General features: G+C 40.3%; 17 protein-coding genes and 2 pseudogenes. 9 read left to right on the top strand and 10 right to left on the bottom strand.

Features of this window, described 5'->3' with window-relative positions:
- Positions 1-8 precede the first annotated feature (8 nt).
- A complete protein-coding gene (locus AC1M9K_RS10010) occupies positions 9-416 on the bottom strand; it encodes a DNA polymerase III subunit chi (RefSeq protein WP_092767347.1) in 408 nt (135 codons plus the stop codon).
- On the bottom strand, positions 416-1,855 hold the full coding sequence (locus tag AC1M9K_RS10005) for a leucyl aminopeptidase (RefSeq protein ID WP_481589178.1): 1,440 nt from the start codon (positions 1,853-1,855) through the stop codon (positions 416-418). The genes AC1M9K_RS10010 and AC1M9K_RS10005 overlap by 1 nt, the downstream gene beginning before the upstream one ends.
- 143 nt (positions 1,856-1,998) lie before the next feature.
- Between AC1M9K_RS10005 and lptF the strand changes: the two genes are divergently transcribed.
- The 4 genes from lptF to AC1M9K_RS09985 all read left to right on the top strand — a co-directional run bounded on the left by lptF (position 1,999) and on the right by AC1M9K_RS09985 (position 7,033).
- The gene (lptF, locus tag AC1M9K_RS10000; RefSeq protein ID WP_035263893.1) at positions 1,999-3,099 is read left to right on the top strand and encodes an LPS export ABC transporter permease LptF; all 1,101 of its coding nucleotides are present in this window, start codon (positions 1,999-2,001) and stop codon (positions 3,097-3,099) included.
- Positions 3,099-4,169: an LPS export ABC transporter permease LptG gene (gene lptG / locus AC1M9K_RS09995; protein WP_035263894.1), complete on the top strand. Its 1,071-nt coding sequence runs from the start codon at positions 3,099-3,101 to the stop codon at positions 4,167-4,169. Before lptF ends, lptG begins: the two co-directional genes overlap by 1 nt.
- A gap of 123 nt (positions 4,170-4,292) precedes the next feature.
- Positions 4,293-5,837 (top strand): 2,3-bisphosphoglycerate-independent phosphoglycerate mutase, encoded by a 1,545-nt coding sequence (gpmI, locus tag AC1M9K_RS09990; RefSeq protein ID WP_481589177.1) that lies wholly within the window; start codon positions 4,293-4,295, stop codon positions 5,835-5,837.
- Positions 5,838-5,857: 20 nt separating this feature from the next.
- On the top strand, positions 5,858-7,033 hold the full coding sequence (locus AC1M9K_RS09985; RefSeq protein ID WP_228143113.1) for a S41 family peptidase: 1,176 nt from the start codon (positions 5,858-5,860) through the stop codon (positions 7,031-7,033).
- Between the two features lie 28 nt (positions 7,034-7,061).
- Here AC1M9K_RS09985 and AC1M9K_RS09980 read toward each other — a convergent pair.
- From AC1M9K_RS09980 to gacA, 4 genes and pseudogenes are all read right to left on the bottom strand, one after another.
- A pseudogene (locus AC1M9K_RS09980) lies at positions 7,062-7,241 on the bottom strand (helix-turn-helix domain-containing protein); the annotation flags it as partial.
- A 107-nt stretch (positions 7,242-7,348) separates the two neighbouring features.
- Positions 7,349-8,477: pseudogene (locus AC1M9K_RS09975) on the bottom strand (sigma-54-dependent transcriptional regulator); the annotation flags it as partial.
- 17 nt (positions 8,478-8,494) lie between these two features.
- On the bottom strand, positions 8,495-10,066 hold the full coding sequence (locus AC1M9K_RS09970; protein WP_481589176.1) for a sensor histidine kinase: 1,572 nt from the start codon (positions 10,064-10,066) through the stop codon (positions 8,495-8,497).
- An 18-nt stretch (positions 10,067-10,084) separates the two neighbouring features.
- Positions 10,085-10,720 carry a response regulator transcription factor GacA gene (gacA, locus tag AC1M9K_RS09965; protein ID WP_092767334.1) on the bottom strand — a complete coding sequence of 212 codons (636 nt, stop codon included), beginning with the start codon at positions 10,718-10,720 and terminating at the stop codon, positions 10,085-10,087.
- Positions 10,721-10,937: 217 nt separating this feature from the next.
- Between gacA and AC1M9K_RS09960 the strand changes: the two genes are divergently transcribed.
- Positions 10,938-11,999 carry a serine hydrolase gene (locus tag AC1M9K_RS09960; RefSeq protein WP_481589175.1) on the top strand — a complete coding sequence of 354 codons (1,062 nt, stop codon included), beginning with the start codon at positions 10,938-10,940 and terminating at the stop codon, positions 11,997-11,999.
- A 48-nt stretch (positions 12,000-12,047) separates the two neighbouring features.
- On the opposite strand, the gene thrC is transcribed toward AC1M9K_RS09960, so the two are convergent.
- The 4 genes from thrC to xerD all read right to left on the bottom strand — a co-directional run bounded on the left by thrC (position 12,048) and on the right by xerD (position 16,519).
- Positions 12,048-13,187: a threonine synthase gene (gene thrC, locus AC1M9K_RS09955; RefSeq protein ID WP_092767330.1), complete on the bottom strand. Its 1,140-nt coding sequence runs from the start codon at positions 13,185-13,187 to the stop codon at positions 12,048-12,050.
- A gap of 60 nt (positions 13,188-13,247) precedes the next feature.
- Entirely contained in the window at positions 13,248-14,552 is a 1,305-nt protein-coding gene (locus tag AC1M9K_RS09950; protein WP_092767329.1) for a homoserine dehydrogenase, read from the bottom strand.
- Between the two features lie 124 nt (positions 14,553-14,676).
- Positions 14,677-15,492 carry a DsbC family protein gene (locus tag AC1M9K_RS09945; RefSeq protein WP_481589174.1) on the bottom strand — a complete coding sequence of 272 codons (816 nt, stop codon included), beginning with the start codon at positions 15,490-15,492 and terminating at the stop codon, positions 14,677-14,679.
- 109 nt (positions 15,493-15,601) lie between these two features.
- On the bottom strand, positions 15,602-16,519 hold the full coding sequence (xerD, locus tag AC1M9K_RS09940; protein ID WP_180028167.1) for a site-specific tyrosine recombinase XerD: 918 nt from the start codon (positions 16,517-16,519) through the stop codon (positions 15,602-15,604).
- 170 nt (positions 16,520-16,689) lie between these two features.
- Here xerD and AC1M9K_RS09935 point away from each other — a divergent pair, with 170 nt between their 5' ends.
- The 4 genes from AC1M9K_RS09935 (at position 16,690) to murD (ending at position 20,573) form a co-directional block, all read left to right on the top strand.
- Positions 16,690-16,941: a FeoA family protein gene (locus AC1M9K_RS09935; RefSeq protein WP_035264089.1), complete on the top strand. Its 252-nt coding sequence runs from the start codon at positions 16,690-16,692 to the stop codon at positions 16,939-16,941.
- Positions 16,938-18,794, top strand: coding sequence for a ferrous iron transport protein B (gene feoB / locus AC1M9K_RS09930; RefSeq protein WP_092767324.1), 1,857 nt, complete (start codon positions 16,938-16,940; stop codon positions 18,792-18,794). The genes AC1M9K_RS09935 and feoB overlap by 4 nt, the downstream gene beginning before the upstream one ends.
- Positions 18,795-18,818: 24 nt before the next feature.
- On the top strand, positions 18,819-19,067 hold the full coding sequence (locus AC1M9K_RS09925; RefSeq protein WP_481589173.1) for a DUF6587 family protein: 249 nt from the start codon (positions 18,819-18,821) through the stop codon (positions 19,065-19,067).
- Positions 19,068-19,217: 150 nt separating this feature from the next.
- Complete coding sequence (murD, locus tag AC1M9K_RS09920; RefSeq protein WP_092767322.1) at positions 19,218-20,573, top strand: UDP-N-acetylmuramoyl-L-alanine--D-glutamate ligase; 1,356 nt, start codon at positions 19,218-19,220, stop codon at positions 20,571-20,573.

Genomic DNA, 20,573 nt, shown 5'->3' with positions numbered 1-20,573 from the left:
ACAACGCGCTAAAGTTTATGTGTTTGAGGTGAGATACCTAATTTTCGATAGGTTTTATATTTCTCTCGTCCAATTTCTTTGGCAGCTTCGTTGTTTTCAATAATTTCGATAATGTGACTGAAACGTGAAGGATCTTCAAGTGCATGAATGTGAAAATTAAACACGATCCATTCCTGAGTTTCAGGGAGCTTAGACGAAATACAAATAGCTGCTGATTGATCATCAATGCCATGTGTCAAAAAACTCTGTGGATCGAAACTCCAAAGTAAATCATCGAGTTCGTTTTGAATGCTCAATTCTGGACAATGAATCCATATTTTTGCAGGGTGACGCAGAATTTTTCGACATAAACGACAGGCACTTTGGACCTGTCGTTCTGGACTCTTTTCAAATAAGTAGAAGCTGATTTTAGACATTAATTTACGCGATTTGCGAGAAATTGAACCAATAATGGAACTGGGCGACCAGTTGCACCTTTTGCTGCGCCAGATGTCCAAGCTGTACCAGCAACATCTAAATGTGCCCAACGATATTCACGTGTGAAGCGTTGCAAGAAACAAGCAGCTGTAACAGCACCAGCTTTTGGACCACCAATATTGGCAATATCAGCAAATGGAGAGTCAAGCTGTTCTTGGTAGTCATCATAGACAGGCATACGCCATACACGGTCAAATGATTGTTCACCAGCTTGAGAAAGTTCATGTGCCAGTTCATCATCTGGTGTGAACATACCTGTTAAAACAGAGCCTAAAGCAACAACACAAGCGCCTGTTAATGTTGCGATATCAATCACAAGTTCTGGGTTAAAGCGTTTGACATAGGTCAGCGTGTCACAGAGGACTAAGCGACCTTCGGCATCTGTATTTAGAATTTCAACAGTTTGACCACTCATCGTGGTGACGATATCACCTGGTCGAGTTGCATGACCTGATGGCATGTTCTCAGCCGCCGCAATTGCACCTACAACATGAATCGGAATGCGAGCTTCACAGAGTGAGCGCATGGTTCCTAAAACTGAAGCTGCACCACCCATATCGTATTTCATTTCATCCATACCTAAACCTGGTTTTAATGAAATACCGCCCGTATCGAAAGTGATCCCTTTACCCACGAGGACGATAGGAGCTTGTTCAAGTTGACCTTGATATTCAAGAGTAATGATACGTCCAGGGCGATCTGAACCTTTGCTGACTGCAAGAAATGCATTCATGCCAAGATCAGCAATTTGCTGTTCATCTAGCACGGTTACTTTCAATAAATCTGGGAATTCTGCTGCTAATGCAACTGCATGATCCGCTAAATATTCAGGAAAACAAATATTTCCTGGACGATTTGCTAAATCACGTGCAACGTTTTGACCGCTTTCAATTGCTTGAATTAAGTTGAGTTGATTTGAAGTTAGCGTAGAGTTTGATGCAATTAGATGAACTTGTTCGAGTATAAAGTCATTTTTTTTCGACTTAAACTCGTCAAAAGCATAAGCAGATTGAGTGAGTTTAAGTGCAAATAAGTAGTGCAATTCATTCGGCAAAGCTGAAATATCAACACTGATTTGTTTGAATTTTTTTTGTGAAGCTTTGATAATAGTTTGTGCAATTTTTGCTAATTTTGCAGCTTTAACTTCTTGTGCATGACCTAAGCCAAGTAAAATGCTATTCGGTTGATTTTCAATTTGACCCAATAACGATAAAGACTCATTGAAACCTGCTTTGAATTGAGCTGCTTCAGTTAGGCTGTCTAAATTGTTGATTTGATAGTTGCTTTTAACTGCATGGGTGTTTTCAGAGTCGACTAAAATAACCAAATGTTGGCTTTCTGAAATTTGTGCTAATGATGTATTAATTGAAAGTTTCATATGCTTGTTGTGTGCCTATTGAGACCGTTTAAATCATTAAACCATTGAAACACTACCAATGATAGAATTTCAATGAGGTTTTATATTTTTAACATTCGGGTAAACTAGCGCTAGCCGATTTAACCTAATTTTGGAAGATTACTTTGATTATAAGACGTTACCTCGTCAAACAAGTGGTATCTACCTCTGTGGTTGTGATTTCATTGCTTACACTCATCATGTTGGGTGGGCGTTTGATCAAGTATTTTGGCGTGGCAGCTCAGGGTCGAATGGATGCAAGTATTTTATTTAGCATCATTGGCTACCGTCTTCCAGAATTTTTGACATTGATCTTACCTTTAGGTTTTTTCATTGGTCTCATGTTGGTGTTTGGCCGACTGTATGTAGATCATGAAATGGCGGTTCTCAATGGCAGTGGTGTTAGTCGTAATCAATTGGCTCGTTTATTGTTACCTCTCACAGCCATTTATTTGGCCATTCAAACGGTATTAATGGTATGGATGTCTCCATGGGGTATACGTGAATTTGAAAAGCTTACGACGACCCAAGCGGTTCGATCAGGCTTTGATTTGGTACGTCCAAAAGAGTTTATCTCCTCAGGTCCTTATACCATTTATGCTGGTGCACTTTCAGAAGATCGTAAAAACTTAAAAGAAATTTTCTTCTATCAGCGAGCAGATAAGCCTGAAAAACCTGACATCATGATTTTAGCGAAAGAAGCGACACGTGTTGAAATGGTCGGTGAAACAGCGAGTGTTGTTGATTTAACCCAAGGTCGCCGTTACGAAATTTATCAAGATAGTCCGAAATATAGTCATACTGAATTTGCTTCATATCGTTTGCGTCTTGAAAGTGATAAAGAGGCGAAATTTGAAAGTGGTGATGTAGAAGCGTTACCAATTTCGAAGTTAATTGAAACTCGTGAAGATCCTGTAGTAGCCAGTGAATTGGGCTGGAGAATATTTGTGCCATTTACATTGATTGTGGCATTGATGTTAGCAACGGCATTGTCTGAGGTTACTCCACGCCAAGGACGATATTTAAAATTATTTCCTGCACTCTTAATTTTTGCCAGTTTGATTGTGGCATTAATGGCGATTAAAACCAGAATTAGTAAAGATGAGATTGGTATTTGGGCTTATCCCGCTATCTTGATTGTTTATGCAGTGGGTGCGGCGATTTTTTCGCGTAAACAAAAACTAGCACCTAAGTTAAAAAAACGAATTGAGCAGGTGAAATCATAATGTTGGCACGTCGAATTGTCGCAAAACATGTGACGAAAACCACAGCGCTGGCGATGTTGGGTGCTACAGCGATTTTATCAGCCCTTCAAATTCTTTTTACCTATATGGGTGAATTAGGCAGCCTGAAAGAAGGATATGGAGCTTGGCAAGCGCTTATTCATGTTCTATGGGCTTCACCGCAATATTTATATGAAATTTTACCTATTTCAGCATTGATTGGTGCAGTGCTCGGTTTGGGTTCAATGGCTTCAAATAGTGAGCTGATTGTCATGCGCGCTTCAGGGATTAGCCTGTGGCGTATTGTGGGTTGGGTCATGCGCTCAGCAATGCTCTTGGTATTGCTTTCATTTTTACTCAGTGAATATGTTATTCCTTACACCAATGAGCGGGCGGAAAGTATTAAAGACCGTCGTTCTGTTGCTGAGCTTGGCGAAGTCAAAGGGTATTGGACTAGAGAAGGTCAACGATTTATTTATATTGACTATGCAAATGCGCAAGGGCAGTTACGTCAAGTTGAGATGATGGACTTTGATCAAGATTATCGTCTGAAGTCAGTCTTGACTGCGAATCAAGGTCAATTTGTACAAAATGGACAATGGTCTTTAATTGAAGCCAGTCAGATGGATATTTTTCCTGAAGGCTATTCGAGACTGATTCAAACTCCTCAGCAGGATGTTGCTTTAGCGCTTCAACCTAAATATGTTCATATGGTGACGATTGATCCTGAAGATTTAGCTCCAAGTCAATTGATCAGTTTTATGCGCTATATGGATGAATATAGTCAAGTTCCTAAAACGTATTTACTTGCATTCTGGCAAAAAGTGGCTTCGCCATTTGCATTGTTGGCACTTGTACTGATTGCTTGCTCATTTATTTTTGGCCCTTTACGTCAACAATCCATGGGATTTCGTTTAGTAATTGCGTTATTTGTAGGGCTTGGTTTTTACTACCTACAAGACTTCTTAGGGTACGCGAGTTTGGTGTATTCACCATCTCCCGCTTGGTTTGTTTTTCTGCCAATTGTGCTTATCTTTGCGGTAGGTAGCTATTTGCTATATCGAGCGCGCTAGAGAATTTTTAAATTGAAAAATAGATGGTCTAGATCAATCAAAGCCATCGTGTTCAGATAGAGTCTTAATGAAAAATTCGTTAAGATACGTTGATTAATTTGTAAACAGAAAAGAGTGTATATCATGACGGATGCAACTGCTGGCAAAATCCCTCACGTTTTAGTCATTATGGATGGTGTGGGTCATCGTGAAGCGGTCGAAGATAATGCTTTTCTTGCAGCGAAAACACCTAATTTAACTGCAATAAAACAGAATCATCCACATGGTCTGATTTCAGGTTCAGGTGAAGATGTTGGTCTTCCAGATGGCCAAATGGGGAATTCAGAAGTTGGTCATATGAATCTTGGTGCTGGACGCGTGTTGTATCAAGATTTCACTCGTATTACCAAAGATATCCGTACTGGTGATTTCTACAAACATGAAGTATTGGTTGATGCTGTAGAAAAAGCAAAAGAAAATCAAAAAGCAGTACATATTTTTGGATTGTTGTCTGAAGGTGGTGTTCACTCTCATGAAGACCACATTGTTGCTATGGCAGAGTTGGCACTAAAAAAAGGTGCTCAAGTCTATTTACATGCTTTCTTAGATGGTCGTGATACTCCGCCAAAAAGTGCACAGCCGTCTTTAGAGAAATTAGATGCACTATTTGCCCAATATCCAGGTCAGGGTCGAATCGCAACGATGATCGGTCGCTATTTCGCAATGGATCGTGACAATCGTTGGGATCGTGTCGAACAAGCATATCGTTTATTAACAGAAGGTGAGGCTGTTCGCGTAGTTGAGTCTGCTGTGGAAGGTCTCGAACAAGCGTATGCTGCTGAAGAGTCAGATGAGTTTGTGAAAGCAACACGTATTGGGGATGTAGCCGCAGTACAAGATGGTGATGCTGTTGTTTTTATGAATTTCCGTGCAGATCGTGCTCGCGAATTGACAAAAGCATTTGTTGAACAAGGCTTCGATGGTTTCGAGCGTAAAGTTGTGCCTCAGCTTGCGAAATTTGTCATGTTAACGCGCTATCAAGCGACAATTAATGCGCCGGTGGCATATATGCCAGAACCGTTGGTCAATTCAATTGGTGAATACCTGTCTAATTTAGGTAAAACTCAATTACGTATCGCGGAAACTGAGAAATATGCCCATGTGACTTTCTTCTTCAGTGGTGGTCGTGAAGATGAGTATCCAGGTGAAAAACGTATTTTGATTCCATCACCAAATGTTGCAACCTATGATTTAAAACCAGAAATGAGTGCTTATGAAGTCACTGATGAGTTAGTGAATGCAATTAATTCAGGTGAATTTGACTTACTCGTTGTGAACTATGCAAATGGCGATATGGTTGGACATACAGGGGTATTCGATGCTGCCGTTAAAGCAGTAGAAGCAGTGGATGTCAGCTTAGGTCGTGTCTATGATGCAGTGATGGCGAAGAAAGGTCATATGTTGATCACTGCGGATCACGGTAATGTTGAACAAATGCAGGACTATGAAAGTGGTCAAGTCCATACTCAACATACAACTGAGCATGTGCCATTTATTTATGTAGGTCCAACTCAAGCAAAAATTGCAGAGGGTGGGGTGCTTGCAGACGTTGCACCGACATTATTGAATTTAATGCAGTTGCCTGTTCCTGCTGAAATGAAAGGTCGCAATTTAGTGACTTTAGTTTAAAAAATAAGAAGGAACTCAGTATGAATCCATTGTTATTCAAACTCATGTTAGGTCTAGCTTTAAGTTTGAATGGGGTTCATGCTTTCGCTGCTGGATCTAAGGGTCCAGCAGTTGATCCTTTAGAAGAAGACTGGTCATCAAACAGTTCAGAAGTTCCGATTGAATCTATACAGCAGTTTGTTCAGATTTACGGTACAGTAAAAGAAAACTATGTCACTGAAGTCACTGACGATCAGTTATTTTTACAAGCGATCCAAGGTTTGGTGAGTGGGCTAGATCGTTACTCTCGCTATTTATCTCCAGAAGATTATCGCCAACTCCTCAAATATACCGAGGAGGATTTAGCGAGTATCGATTTTGATCTTAGCTTTGATACCTCACGAGGTTTATGGCAGATCGAAAATTTAGATCCCGATAGTGACTCGGCAAAATTAGGATTGGCCAACGGCGTTACACTTTACAAAATTGATGGACAAGAGCTTAGATTGTTAAACCAAGATCAAGTCAAAGACTTGCTCAGCGGCTCGATTGGATCAACCATCAGTTTACAAAGATCACCGAACTCATCTCCAATTATTTTAGTGAGAAATCAAAAACTAGATGTTGCCGATATACAAGCACATATGCTGAGTAATCAAGTTTTACTATTAAAGGTGAAAGTTTTTCAGCAAGATACTGCGAATGAAATAAAACGTTATATCGATGAGCATCATAGCCAACAACTCAAAGCTGTTTTAATAGATCTAAGAAATAATCCGGGTGGATTATTATCTTCTGCTGTGGAAACGGCAGATTTATTTTTAAATCAGGGTTTGATTGTATCTACACGTAGCCGTTCAGAAGGTGATCAACAATTCCAAGCTTTACCTGGACATGAATTTACAGGGCTTAAAGTCGGAGTATTGATTAATCAACGTTCGGCTTCTGCAGCAGAAGTATTTACGGCAGCAATGAAAGATCATCAACGCGCCGTAATCATTGGTGAAAAGAGTTATGGTAAAGGTGTTGTGCAAAAACTCTTTCCACTTGAAAATGGTGCGGCACTACAAATGACAGTATCTCATTACTTAACACCCAATGGTGTCGAGATTGATGGGCAAGGCATAGCCCCTAATATCGAATATCCTTGGCCGCAGGATATGAAAGAAGAGGTTTACCTCCAACACGCAGCTGATTTGTTGTTAAGAAGCCGTTAAATATCATCAATATTGGGGTGATGCTAAGTTATTCATCTTCAGTATCTAAACCAAATTTTTTTAAACGATATCGTAATGAGCGGAATGTCATTCCTAATTTTTTGGCGGCTAGGGTTCTGTTCCAATGCGTTGAGTTTAACGCATTAATTAAAACTTCTTTTTCTACTTTCTCAAGGTATTGTTCTAATCCCTCTTCGGGCAAACCTTTGGGTGTCTGAGAAGGTAAATCAGTAGTTGCTTCAATTTGACTATTTGGTTGTTGTGCTAAAGGTGGGGATGTTAAGCCTAATGAAGGGCTTTTAACATGCTCGACGGCTATGAGCTTATCATCGCAAAGTGTAAGTGCACGCTCGATGATATTTTTAAGTTCGCGTACATTACCTGTAAATGGTTGTTGTTTAAGAAATTGTATCGCGTCTTGAGATAGTTGAGGGGCTTCAATACGCCATTCACTACTGATTTTATCAATAAAATGTTGAGCTAGAACGGGAATATCTTTGGGTCTATCGCGGAGTGGGGTAAGACGTAAATCCATCACATGAATTCTAAAAAATAGATCTTGTCTAAATTTGCCTTGCTGAACCAATTGCTCAAGATTTTGATGGCTTGCACTGACAATTCTAAAATCAACATCAAGCTCTTTATCACTGCCAATCGGACGTATTTTCTTTTCTTGAACTGCTCGTAGCAATTTAGCTTGCATGGCGAGTGAAAGCTCTGCAATTTCATCTAAAAATAATGTTCCACCGTCAGCTGTTTGAATTAACCCTTGTTTGTCTTGGTCAGCACCCACAAAACTGCCTTTGATATGACCAAATAATTCACTTTCCATCAGGTCTTCATTCATCGCACCACAATTGATCGCGACAAAGGCATGATCATGACGATTACTGAGTTGATGAATAAGATTCGCAACGATTTCTTTACCAGTCCCTGATTCACCTGTAATAAAGACGGGTGCTTGTGATCGAGCTATTTTTTTGATTGCTGTACGAAGCTGTTGAGTTTGTTCTGAGACACCAATCAGCAGTTGTTCCTCAAGTGGAAGCTGATTGAGATCATCATCCACTGCAGGGGTATGTAATGCTTTCTTAAGCAATTGATGCAAATGTTGTTGATTAATGGGCTTACTGACGAAATCGAAAGCGCCTGCTTTTAAAGCGGAGATTGCCAACTCCATATTGGCATAGGCGGTCAGTACCGCGATGGGCGTCTTCGGATAGTGCTGGGTGACGTATTTAACTAAATCGATGCCATTGCCATCTGGTAAATTGAAATCGGTGATACACGCATCGTATTTATATTCTCTTAGAAAATGTAGCGCTTGTTTCAAATGATGTGCCATATGCGTTTTAATGCCCATCCGAGAAAGGGTCATTTGCATCAACATACATAAATCAGGTTCATCATCGACTAAAAGTACTAAAGGTTGTTGCTTTACCATAACCTGATCTTATCCATCTAAACGTCTGTCTTATGGCATGTAATACGAAAACATGCACCTTGCTGTTCTTGCTCGATATAACTCAATTTTGCTTGGTTAGCTTCACAAATACTTTGTGATAAATATAATCCTAAACCCGTTCCATTGGTTTCAGTACTAAAAAATGGTTGAAATAATTGAGATAAATCATGTTGTTGGATGCCTTTGCCAAAATCGATAACATCAATAAAAATTTGATTTTCTGAACAACTGCTTCTGACAAAAATGTACTCTGCGGTCGGATCATTATGACGAATAGCATTGCGAATTAAATTAATCAGAACTTGTCGCAGTTGGATTTCATCAAAATAAACTTCAATATTGGCTTCAAGCTGTAATTGGATATGAGAACTGATATCTGCTAAATCTTGTTGAATAAGATCATGCATAAACTGCTCAAAATGAATCAGTACACCGGCAGTTTTTTTATTCTTTGCCATATCCAATGTGTCTTTGATGATTTTATCAATACGTTTTGCTTGCTTAGCAATCATTTGATTGAGCATACGTTTTTGTTCTTCATCCGAATCATCATTAAGTTCATTGGCTTGTACGATTGCTGCTAAAGGATTACGTATTTCATGTGCAATACTGGCTGATAATTGACCAAGAGAAGCTAATTTCATTTGTTGAACTTTCTGATTAAGTTTTTGCGCATCTTCCAAAATTAATAGCGTGAGCGCTTGTTGAGGCGTAACCAGTTTTTGAACACGAATATCAACTGTATAGGATGATTGATGAGATTCAAACTGAAAGCGCTCTCCATGAGCAACCAATGTGTTTTTTAGAATTTCATAGAGATCTGGTTGGAAGTTGGCAAGATTATATTGTTCATGAGCGTACAGGGGCGAAATACCAAGTAAGGAATATGCAGCAGGATTGCAGACGATAATTTTACAGTGATCATCTAAGACCAGATAACCGACTTCGATTTGCTCAAGAATATAGCGATTAATATTTTGTAGTTTAAAGAGTTCATTGGCTTGATGTGTATTGACGGATTCGAGTACTTGAAACCGTTGTATTGATACTTGACCAATGCCATGAACCACAAAAAATAAAAAAGCAAGAAAGGCACTGTCACCAATATTATTTAGACTTTCAATGGAGAATAAACTGCCAAAAAACTGTTGATATACGACCCCAATCACCGCGACTAATGTGATGAATAAGGCTTGGTTTTTACTGAGTAAAAAGTTTGCTGCAAAGACGGAAATGACAAACAATAACCCAATTGCGATATTGGGACCACCGAGTGCAAAAGTAAGGGTATTTAGAAAGAGCAGGTCAACTGCAAATAAGGTGATAATTTGTTTAGAAATAGCTTGTGGTAAGTATTTTAAAACGATCGTTTGTACGATGCTACTTGCAACATAAAGGAGTAAAGCGTAAAAATAGATTGATTCATATTGATAAAAATAACGTTCAGAATCAATCGTCAGTAGGAATATGAGCGTTAAGCTTAGGGCGATAATGACACGATAACTTGAATATAGTGTTCCAAGACGGTAGATCGTTTGGTAAATAGAAATTGAAGCAGCAGACGTCATTGGAATACTCAGATCAAATTAAGGCTTAATCAAACCATAACGAATTGCCAAATGAGTCAGTTTGACATCACTATCGATTCCTAATTTTTCAAATATACGATACCGATAAGTATTCACTGTTTTTACGCTAACGAAAAGTTTGTCTGAAATTTCTTGGGCACTAATACAATTCACAACCATCATCGCGACTTGCATTTCACGTTCAGAAAGTGCGTCAAAAGGAGAGGTTTGTGTATCAGATAAATAAGAACTCGCAAGCTGTTCAGCAATATCTGCACTGAAGTATTTACCACCTTGCATGACTTTATTAATTGCACGCACCATTTCTGTGATCGGAGCTCCCTTCGTGATATAACCACGAGCCCCCGCTTTTAACAGTAGTGATGGATAGGGTTCTTCCGCTAGGCCACTGACGGCGAGAACTTTGGTGTCAGGTGCTGTTTGTAATAAACGGCGAGTGGTTTCTACGCCACCGATACCAGGCATATTCACATCGAGCAAGACGACATTAGGGTGGTGTTGACGAACAAGACTAATGGCTTCTTCACCGGACTCTGCTTGACCAATGACTTGAATATCTGCTTGATCTTCAAGCATACGACAAATACCTGTACGAACTAACTCATGGTCATCTACCACTAATACCGTGATCACAAACACCTCCTCTGAAATCTATTCTTACTTTTTTGTTACATGATGCAAAAATTGCTTGCATTGGACTAACAAAAATAGCAATGCTATTCCTAATCTTTACTAAAATACTGTGCATAATCACGTGGTTTAATATTAATCACGTTTGTACCTAAATGTAAGTCATATTTGAGGTGATTAGCAATGATGCAAAATGCCTCCGTAAGATGAGTAAGTTATCGTGAAAAAACAGAAATTAACGCTAATGCATGTGCTGACTACATCAGTACTACTCTCTATGAGCTCATTGAGCTTTGCAGAATTAATTAATCATGCTAATTCTGCACCGGGGCAGGCGAGCATCAGTTGGTCATCTGAAGATGCAAGCCAATTCTTAAATAATGATAGTCTCAAAGCTTCTACTTCCTCTTCAGAAGAGTATACCCCTCAAGCAACAACCACGATTACAACAACAATTCGTAAATCTACAGGCCCTGCGACCTCAACATCACCAACCTCTCAGATTCTTGATAACAGTCGCTATAGTAATCAACCTTCTGTGAACGCGCGTGCAGCATTGGTCATGGATGCAAATACGGGTGAGGTCTTATTTAGTAAGAACACGAATACTGTTCTACCGATTGCGTCTGTTACAAAATTAATGACAGCTGTTGTGATCGCAGATGCACAATTAAATATGTCTGAAAATATTACGCTGCAAAGCATTGATTTTGCAGGTGCGGGTGGTAAAAACTCAAGCTCGACATTGCGTGTAGGTGACACAATGAATCGTGCTGAAGCCTTATTATTCGCTTTAATGAAATCTGAAAACCCTGCAGCTGCGGCTTTGGCTCGAACATATCCAGGAGGTCGTGCGGCTTTCGTCTCTGCTATGAATAATAAAGCACGTGCCTTAGGGATGTATTCATCTAAATTTACTGAGTCTACAGGTCTAGATCCTCGCAATGTTGCTTCTGCGCGGGACTTGGGCATCTTGGTGAGTACCGCATCACAGTACGGTCTTATTCGTCAATTTTCTACGACGCCAACCTATGATTTTAACCTCGGTTATCGTGTGTTGAAATCGAATAATACGAACTCTCTCGTTCGTAACGGTGGCTGGAATATTAACATTTCAAAGACGGGATTTATTAATGAGGCTGGGCGTTGTGTGGTGATGCATACGACTTTGAATAATCGTCCAGCTGTAGTTGTGCTTTTAGGGGCAAGCAATACTCAAGCTCGTAATGATGATGCTGTTCGCTTAATGCGTTGGACCAGTCAGTTACCACGTGCGATCTAGACCATAAATAAAAAACCCTGCATCTGCAGGGTTTTTTATCATGCAATCTTACATATTAGACAAAATTGAATCGCGTACTTGATCCATTGTTGCATCAATAGAAAGCATAACAGCATCAGAACATTGTTTGATTGCAGTATCAGGATCTTTAAGACCATTACCTGTTACAGTACAAACGATGACTGAACCTTCAGCAATTTTACCCGCTTTAATATCGCGGATTGCACCACCAATCGAAGCTGCAGACGCAGGCTCAACAAATACACCTTCATACATGGAAAGCAAACGTTGAGCTTCTAAGATTTCAGCATCTGTTAATTCATCAAACCAACCTTGAGAGTCACGTACTACCGCTTTCGCATGGTTCCAGCTTTGTGGGTTACCAATACGGATTGCTGTTGCAACAGTTTCAGGGTTTTGAACAGGTGCACCACGTAAGAATGGTGCTGCGCCAGAAGCTTGATAGCCAACCATCGTCGGTAAACCTTCAGGTTTAGGACCAGTGAACTGATCAGTTTCAGCATCATAAATTACTTGCTCAAATTGATCCGCAGGTTGGTTTGCAACAGCTTCAGTATAACCCATCCAGTGTGCAGTGATGTTACCTGCGTTCCCTACTGGTAAGCAGTGATAGTCAGGTGCACGACCTAATTCATCAACGATTTCGTATGCAATCGTTTTTTGACCTTGCAAACGGTAAGGGTTGATTGAGTTTACGATAGTTACAGGTGCTTGGTCAGCAACTTCTTTAACAAGGCGCATACCGTCATCGAAGTTACCACGAATTTGCATTGTGATCGCACCATACATCATTGCTTGAGCCATTTTACCCATTGCAATTTTGCCTTCTGGAATTAAAACAAATGCTTTAATACCAGCGCGAGCAGCATAAGCGGCAGCGGCAGCAGAGGTATTACCTGTAGATGCACAGATAATCGCTTTAGAGCCTTCTTCAACCGCTTTAGTGACTGCCATGGTCATACCACGGTCTTTAAATGAACCAGTCGGGTTTAAGCCTTCGTACTTCACATAAATTTCAACATTTTTGCCAATTAAACGTGGAATATTCGCAAGCTTAATCAGTGGTGTATTACCTTCGCCTAGGGAGATTGCACGAGTAGTTGCAGACACTGGTAAACGGTCGCGATAACGGTCAACTAAACCAGTGTAACGATTGGCATTAGACATGATGATGTTCCAATTGTGTGTAGAGCTGGAGAGGGCAGCAGTACCCTCTACCCGAGATGATTAATTATCAAGCGATTCTAAACGAATTCGTACAATTTCGCCATGGATGACGGGTAATGCTTGAATTTGTGAAAGCGCTTCATCCATTTTTGATTCAACAATAGGATCTGTCAGAATCACGATAGGAATAAGGTCTTTTAAGCGAGGTTGCTGCATAATGGCATCAATACTGATTCCTGCACGACTCAAGATCGTAGTAACTTCAGCAAGTACGCCTGTTTGATCTTCAGCATTAATACGGATGTAGTAACCCGTTGTCATTTCTTCACGACTTAGAATTGGTAAGTCTGTGAGTGCTTCAAATGCTAATTGTGGAATAGTTCCAGCACCGTCTTCAGTATAAGAAATGTCACGAACGATATCGACAACGTCAGCGACTACGGCAGAAGCAGTTGGACCAGCACCAGCACCAGCACCATAATATAAAGTTGGGCCGACTGCGTTCGCTTGTACGAGAACAGCATTTTTAACGCCGTTTACATTTGCGATCAACTGGTCATCTGGAATGAGCGTTGGGTGAACACGTAGTTCAATGCCTTTTTCTGCACGACGTGCAATACCTAAATGCTTAATACGGAAGCCAAGATCTTCGGCGTACTTCACATCTTGAGCAGTAACTTTGCCTATTCCTTCAGTAAAAACTTTATCAAATTGAAGTGGAATACCAAATGCACAAGATGCAAGAATGGTTAACTTGTGAGCAGCATCAATCCCTTCTACATCAAAGGTTGGATCTGCTTCAGCGTAGCCAAGTTCTTGCGCTTCTTTCAGAACGTCCGCAAAAGCACGTCCTTTTTCACGCATTTCACTTAGGATAAAGTTGCCTGTACCATTAATGATGCCTGCAAGCCAATCGATTTTGTTGGCAGCTAAGCCTTCACGAATTACTTTGATAATTGGAATACCGCCAGCAACAGCTGCTTCATAGGCGATCTGCACAGCATTGTCTTCAGCAAGTTTAAATAATTCGTTACCATGTTCAGCTAAAAGCGCCTTATTTGCAGTGACAACTTGTTTGCCATGAACAATTGCTTCTTTGATGACTTCATAAGCAGGGTGAATACCGCCCATGACTTCAACAACAACATCAACATCAGGTTGACGAACGATATCAAGAAGGTCGGCACTTTGTTTAACTGAGTCAGGAAGATTTAAATCTGGGCGAGGGCGACGAGTACCCACATAAGTAATTTGAATTTCACGACCGGTGCGACGTCTAATTTCAGCAGCGTTTTCTTGTAATAGTTTAAGGGCACCACCACCTACGGTTCCAAGACCGAGTATTGCCAGACGAACTGGTTTCACGTCACACTCCAAAAAATATGTAAAATTTTATTGAACCTAGATCATAGCTAAAAAAAGAGGCAGACTCTAGGGTCAATCGAGTTAAATATTGATGTATAAAAAGCAGTAATTTATCTCATAAATATTAGTTATTTAAGCTACGTAGTATTTCATCTGCTGTCATGTATCCACCAAGATAAACACCTTCTGAGCTGTAAATTGCAGGCGTTCCATTTACACCCATTTTTAAACCCATTTGGTACTGATCTTTAACAGGATTTTCACAGTTGGTATTGTCCAATTGTTGACCTGAAATAGCTTGATCAAATGCAATTTTACGATCTTTACTACACCAGACACTTTCCATTGCTGGGAAATATTGTTCTCCACGTGGCCATGCGATATAACGAACTTCAATTCCTTTGGAATTGATTTCATCCATATGTTCATGCAATTTATGGCAGTAAGGGCAGCTGATATCTGTAAAAACGTAAACGATATGTTTGGTTTTAGATTTAGCTGGATAAATAATGAGATCTTCAGCTTTTAACTGGCTTAGTAATCCTTTACTCAATGCCGACTGGAAGGATTGTCCAATATCTTCAACTTTTTTATTACCTAAACGTAGTAAATCACCTTGGAAAATATATTGACCATCTGCAGTAGTGTATACCGCAGTCATACCCTCTAAATTGACCCAGTAAAGATTTGGTACTTCGGTTGGTTGAATGTCGATAATTTTGGCATTGATATTGGCAGTTTTAAAATTTTTCTCTAACTTTTGAATCAAGCGTTGTTGCGCATTTCGCTCAGTTAAATTTGATGCTTGGCCCGTTGCTGGTGCAGTTGCCGTTAAAGTCCCATCTGATTTTTGTGTGTCTTCAGATTTGGAGCATGCACTGATAAAAAGCGTCGTTGCAAGGGTAGAAGCGAATAAAATTTTCGAACGGGTAAATAACATAAACAACCCTTTTAAAGTTTTCAGCATTATTTTTACTGTGCTAAGCATAACAAAAAATATTCTCAAATCGTAAATTATAGCTTAGTGCTACAAAATTCAGATCGATGACTTAGCCACGGGGATGATGCTGAGCATGAAGTTGTTGCATGCGAATTTGTGCAACATGCGTATAAATTTGTGTTGTCGATAAATCACTATGCCCGAGGAGCATTTGTACCACTCGGAGATCTGCACCGTGATTGAGCAGGTGAGTTGCAAAAGCATGTCTTAATGTATGGGGGGATAGCTCTGTCGCTATACCTGCTTGGAGGGCATAACGTTTGATGGCATACCAAAAGTTTTGACGGCTCATAATCCCGCCATGTTGGGTCAGAAATAAGTAATCTGTAGCACTTTTATAGAGTTGGGGGCGAGCTTCTGCTAAATATTTTTCAATCCATTCCACAGCAATTTGCCCCAAAGGAACTAAACGTTCTTTATTTCCCTTGCCCAAGATTCGCAAAAAACCCTGATTGAGATTGATGTGATCTATTCTTAAATTAATCAGTTCGCTCACGCGTAAACCACAAGCATAAAGGACTTCAAACATCGTGCGATCACGCAAGCCTAACGCTGTGTTTGTATCTGGTGCTTGAATGAGTGATTCAACATCTTGCTCAGATAAATCTTTAGGTAACGCTCGTCCTAACTTGGGTGTTTTATGTGCGGCTATAGGATTATCTGTTCTTAAATTTTGCTCTCTTAAAAATTTATAGAAAGACCGAAGTGCCGATAAAGTGCGAGCAATTGATCGAGGACTTTTCCCTTGTTTGGTGAGCTCAATCAGTACATCTGAAATATCATCATGTGACCATAAGGTCATGGGGCTGATTAACAGAGTACTGCATTGGACTAAATCTGTGAGATAGGCATTTCGGGTGTGTGGGCTAACAGACTGAGCGATTAAATAATCTCGAAATCCGTGTAAGAACGAAAGTTGTTCTGGAATTTGAATGGGTGCAGGAACTCGAGGTTTCTTATTAATCATAGGGATATTCGATTGGGAAATTCGATTGATTTAATTGAGATTATCTAATGTAGTGTAATTTTCTATGCATGTCGATGTGTTATAAGAAGATGCGAATCATTCTTGATGAGAGTGCGGTAATAATTCTCATTTGTATGTATACTGTTCAAAATTTTTTAGGGTTAGGTACGGTGCGTTTATCTGATTTGAAAGTCAAACAATCTGCCATCATTACGCAAGTGCATCGCACTGTAGATGGTACTTCTACAGATATGGTGGCAAGTCGTTTAGAAACGCTAGGATTTGTTGCCGGAACTAAAGTACAAGTCATTACGAAAGGACTGTTTGGCGGTGATCCAATTCTCATTCAAGTGGGTTTTACTCGCTTTGCCTTAAGAAAAAATGAAGCACAAAAAATTGAAATAGAAGGAGTGTCGGCATGAGCGATGCGTTGCGTGTTGCCCTTGTTGGTAATCCTAACTGTGGTAAAACTTCATTATTCAATCATTTGACTGGAACACGCCAAAAAGTAGGTAACTATGCAGGTGTAACCGTTGAGCGAAAAATTGGTCACTTCACGCTAAACTCTGGTAAAGCGGTTCGTGTTTTAGACTTGCCAGGAACGTATAGTTTAGACGCAACTAGTCCAGATGAAGAAATCACCCGTGATGTTGTTTATGGGAAAATTGCGGAAGAAGGTCATCAAGATGCATTTTTATGCGTTGTTGATGCAACCAATCTGAAGTTGCACCTTGGTTTAGTTTTGGAGTTGATCCAATTGGGTCGTCCAATGCTACTCGTACTTAACATGATGGATGAAGCTCGTCGTCGTGGAATGCAAATAAACACCCAAAAGCTTTCTGAGCGCTTAGGCATTCCAGTTGTAGAAACGGTTGCTGTGCGTCGCTCAGGTATTGAAAACCTGATGAATGCGCTAGATCATGGCAAATATGCTGTTCCTCAAACTGAGCTGACAGGTTTGAAAGGATCTGATCACGACAAAGTTGAAGCGATTGTCAAAGATGCCGTTCAATTTGTTGAATTTGATGATAAACGTTCAGTTTTTCTCGATAAAATCTTTCTGCACCCAGTACTTGGTCTATTCAGTTTAGCGGTGATGATGTTCATCATTTTCCAAGCAGTTTTTGCTTGGGCGGCACCCTTCATGGATGGTATTGAGACGTTCTTTGGCTGGTTGGGTGAAGTCGTTGGTGAGAATATTGCACATCCATTACTCAATAGTTTAGTGGTTGATGGAATTATCGCGGGTGCAGGTGGTGTAGTTGTCTTTTTGCCTCAGATTCTCATCTTATTCTTCTTTATCTTGGTGCTTGAAGAATCAGGTTATTTACCCCGAGCGGCATTCTTACTTGATAAGTTGATGTATAAAGCAGGTCTTTCGGGACGTGCATTTATTCCATTACTGTCGAGTTTTGCGTGTGCAATTCCTGGAATCATGGCATCACGGACTATTAGTGATCCAAGAGACCGTTTGACCACGATCTTTGTTGCGCCATTGATGACTTGTTCAGCTCGTTTACCCGTCTATGCGTTGTTGATTGCAGCTTTTGTGCCTTCTCAAACGGTTTGGGGACTATTTAACCTTCAAGGTTTAGTGCTGTTCGGTCTATATATGGCAGGGATTGTGAGTGCACTGATCGTATCGTTTGTGTTGAAGTTTTTCCAAAAAGATAAATCTCAACATATGTTATTGATGGAACTTCCAAGCTATCGTTTTCCAGATTTGAAAAACGTGTGGATTGGCTTGCTTGATCGAGCAAAAATCTTTTTGAAGCGAGTCGGTGGAATCATCTTTGCGCTTTCTATTTTATTATGGTTCTTGTGCACATTCCCACAACCACCAGAGGGTGCAACATTACCTGCGATTGATTATTCATTTGCGGGGATGTTAGGTCATTTGATGCAACCAATCTTTGCGCCATTAGGCTTTAATTGGCAGATTTGTATTGCTTTAATTCCAGCCATGGCTGCGCGTGAAGTTGTCGTTGCTGCTTTAGGCACCGTGTATGCTTTGTCTGCTGTTGATGAGGATGCGATGTCGGAAGGCTTGGCATCACTGATTAGTAGTGGTGGGGATTTGGGCTGGTCTTTAGCAACAGGATTATCACTTTTGGTCTGGTTCATTTATGCACCACATTGTTTGGCGACATTAGCGACAGTGAAACGCGAAACAGGTTCTTGGAAGACAGTTGGCTTTATGACCGTCTATTTATTTGGTTTAGCGTATTTTATGTCGTTTTTAACCTATCAAGTCGCGACCAGCGTGTTAGCTTAAATCTGAAGAGTTGAGGAGACTGAGATGATTGAAATTCTAATTATTACGGCATTGGTCCTTTGGAGTGCATTGGTCGTATTCAAAAAGGTTTTTCCACAGACGTCAAATTCAGCCTTTATGAAACTGTCAGATGCCACGGAAAGAAAAGGGTGGAAGGCACTATCAAAGTGGCTTAAACCCAAAATGACTGCTGGTTGTGGCGGAAATTGCGCTTGTCCTGTTTCAGACAAGGAAACACCCAAGTTAAACCCTCAAGCTGTGAAATGGAAGTAGTTTACTTCAATAAAAGAACCGCCTAAATTGGCGGTTTTTTTACGCATGGACACAAAATAATGTCAAGATTATGAAATCAAAAAAAGCATTCAAAGCAGCAAAGTGCTAACATTTCGGCAGTTTCTAATTAGACTAAAATATGGGGCAGAAATGTTAATACAGCGTGGTGGATTAAAAGTTGTCGCAGGACTCGGAATTTCGGGTGTTGCTGCGGTAAATTTTCTACATGAAAAAGGCTATCACGTTGCAGTAACAGATTCGAGGACCTCTCCACCTGGACATGATCAAATTCCACCTGAAGTCCAAACTAGCTTTGGGAAATTTGACGAAGAAATGTTGTTGTCTGCTGAGGAAATTATTATCAGTCCAGGGCTTGATCCTAAACTGCCAGTGATTCAAACAGCGCTTGCACAAGGCATTCCTGTTGTCAGTGAAATTCAAATTTTAAGACGTGCGACTGAAAAGCCTATTGTTGCAATAACAGGTTCTAATGCAAAAAGTACAGTGACCACCTTGATCGGCTTAATGGCGAAAGATGCAGGCAAAAAAGTCGCTGTAGGGGGGAATTTAGGACGTCCAGCCTTAGATTTAACCAAAGATGATCCAGAGCTATATATCTTAGAACTATCCAGTTTCCAATTAGAAACTACATCGAACTTAAATGCTGAAGTTGCTGTCGTCTTAAATATGAGCGAAGACCATCTCGATCGTCATGGCGATATGATGGGATATCACACGGCCAAACATCGTATTTTTCAAGGTGTCAAGAAAGTGGTCTTCAATCGGGATGACTCTTTGACACGTCCCTTAGTACCTGATGCAACGCCAATGCAGAGTTTTGGGCTCAATGCACCAGATATGAATCAGTATGGTGTACTCAGAGATACTGATGGCACGATGTGGCTAGCAAGGGGGCGTGAACGTTTATTGAAAAGTTCTGAGATGTATATTCAAGGGACACACAATGTCGCAAATGCACTTGCGTGTTTAGCTTTAGGTGAAGCGATAGGTCTACCATTAGAGGTCATGCTGGAAACTTTGAAAACCTTCAAGGGGTTGGAACATCGCTGCGAATTTGTCAAAGAAGTGCAAGGTGTTCGTTATTATAACGACTCAAAAGGTACAAATATTGGGGCAACCTTAGCAGCATTAGACGGCTTAGGTGCGGCGATCGCAGTACAGAAAGCTAAAGTTGCCATCATTTTAGGTGGTCAAGGTAAAGGGCAAGATTTTACTGCTTTAAGAAAATCATTAACGGAATTTGCAAAACTCGCGGTACTCATTGGTGAAGATGCGCCAGTGATTGAACAAGCAATTCAAGGCACAACCACAATTCTTCACGCTACATCATTAGAAGAAGCAGTAAAATTATGTCAAGCAAATACACAGCAACATGATGTGGTATTGCTTTCGCCGGCATGTGCAAGTTTTGATATGTTTACTGGCTATCCACAACGCGGACATCAATTTGTTGCTTGTGTGAATGCGCTGCACGAAGAACAATAA

Source organism: Acinetobacter sp. 24-47-67 (genome assembly GCF_056779735.1).
Note: the sequence above shows the minus strand (reverse complement) of the source record. Positions and strands in the feature narration are given on the sequence as shown.

What these genes read in the sequence shown, in the direction of transcription:
- AC1M9K_RS10010 (WP_092767347.1), bottom strand. Translation starts at nt 416, where the DNA reads ATGTCTAAAATCAGCTTCTACTTATTTGAAAAGAGTCCAGAACGACAG.
- AC1M9K_RS10005 (WP_481589178.1), bottom strand. Translation starts at nt 1,855, where the DNA reads ATGAAACTTTCAATTAATACATCATTAGCACAAATTTCAGAAAGCCAA.
- lptG (WP_035263894.1), top strand. Translation starts at nt 3,099, where the DNA reads ATGTTGGCACGTCGAATTGTCGCAAAACATGTGACGAAAACCACAGCG.
- gpmI (WP_481589177.1), top strand. Translation starts at nt 4,293, where the DNA reads ATGACGGATGCAACTGCTGGCAAAATCCCTCACGTTTTAGTCATTATG.
- AC1M9K_RS09985 (WP_228143113.1), top strand. Translation starts at nt 5,858, where the DNA reads ATGAATCCATTGTTATTCAAACTCATGTTAGGTCTAGCTTTAAGTTTG.
- AC1M9K_RS09970 (WP_481589176.1), bottom strand. Translation starts at nt 10,066, where the DNA reads ATGACGTCTGCTGCTTCAATTTCTATTTACCAAACGATCTACCGTCTT.
- thrC (WP_092767330.1), bottom strand. Translation starts at nt 13,187, where the DNA reads ATGTCTAATGCCAATCGTTACACTGGTTTAGTTGACCGTTATCGCGAC.
- AC1M9K_RS09945 (WP_481589174.1), bottom strand. Translation starts at nt 15,492, where the DNA reads ATGTTATTTACCCGTTCGAAAATTTTATTCGCTTCTACCCTTGCAACG.
- xerD (WP_180028167.1), bottom strand. Translation starts at nt 16,519, where the DNA reads ATGATTAATAAGAAACCTCGAGTTCCTGCACCCATTCAAATTCCAGAA.
- feoB (WP_092767324.1), top strand. Translation starts at nt 16,938, where the DNA reads ATGAGCGATGCGTTGCGTGTTGCCCTTGTTGGTAATCCTAACTGTGGT.
- AC1M9K_RS09925 (WP_481589173.1), top strand. Translation starts at nt 18,819, where the DNA reads ATGATTGAAATTCTAATTATTACGGCATTGGTCCTTTGGAGTGCATTG.
- murD (WP_092767322.1), top strand. Translation starts at nt 19,218, where the DNA reads ATGTTAATACAGCGTGGTGGATTAAAAGTTGTCGCAGGACTCGGAATT.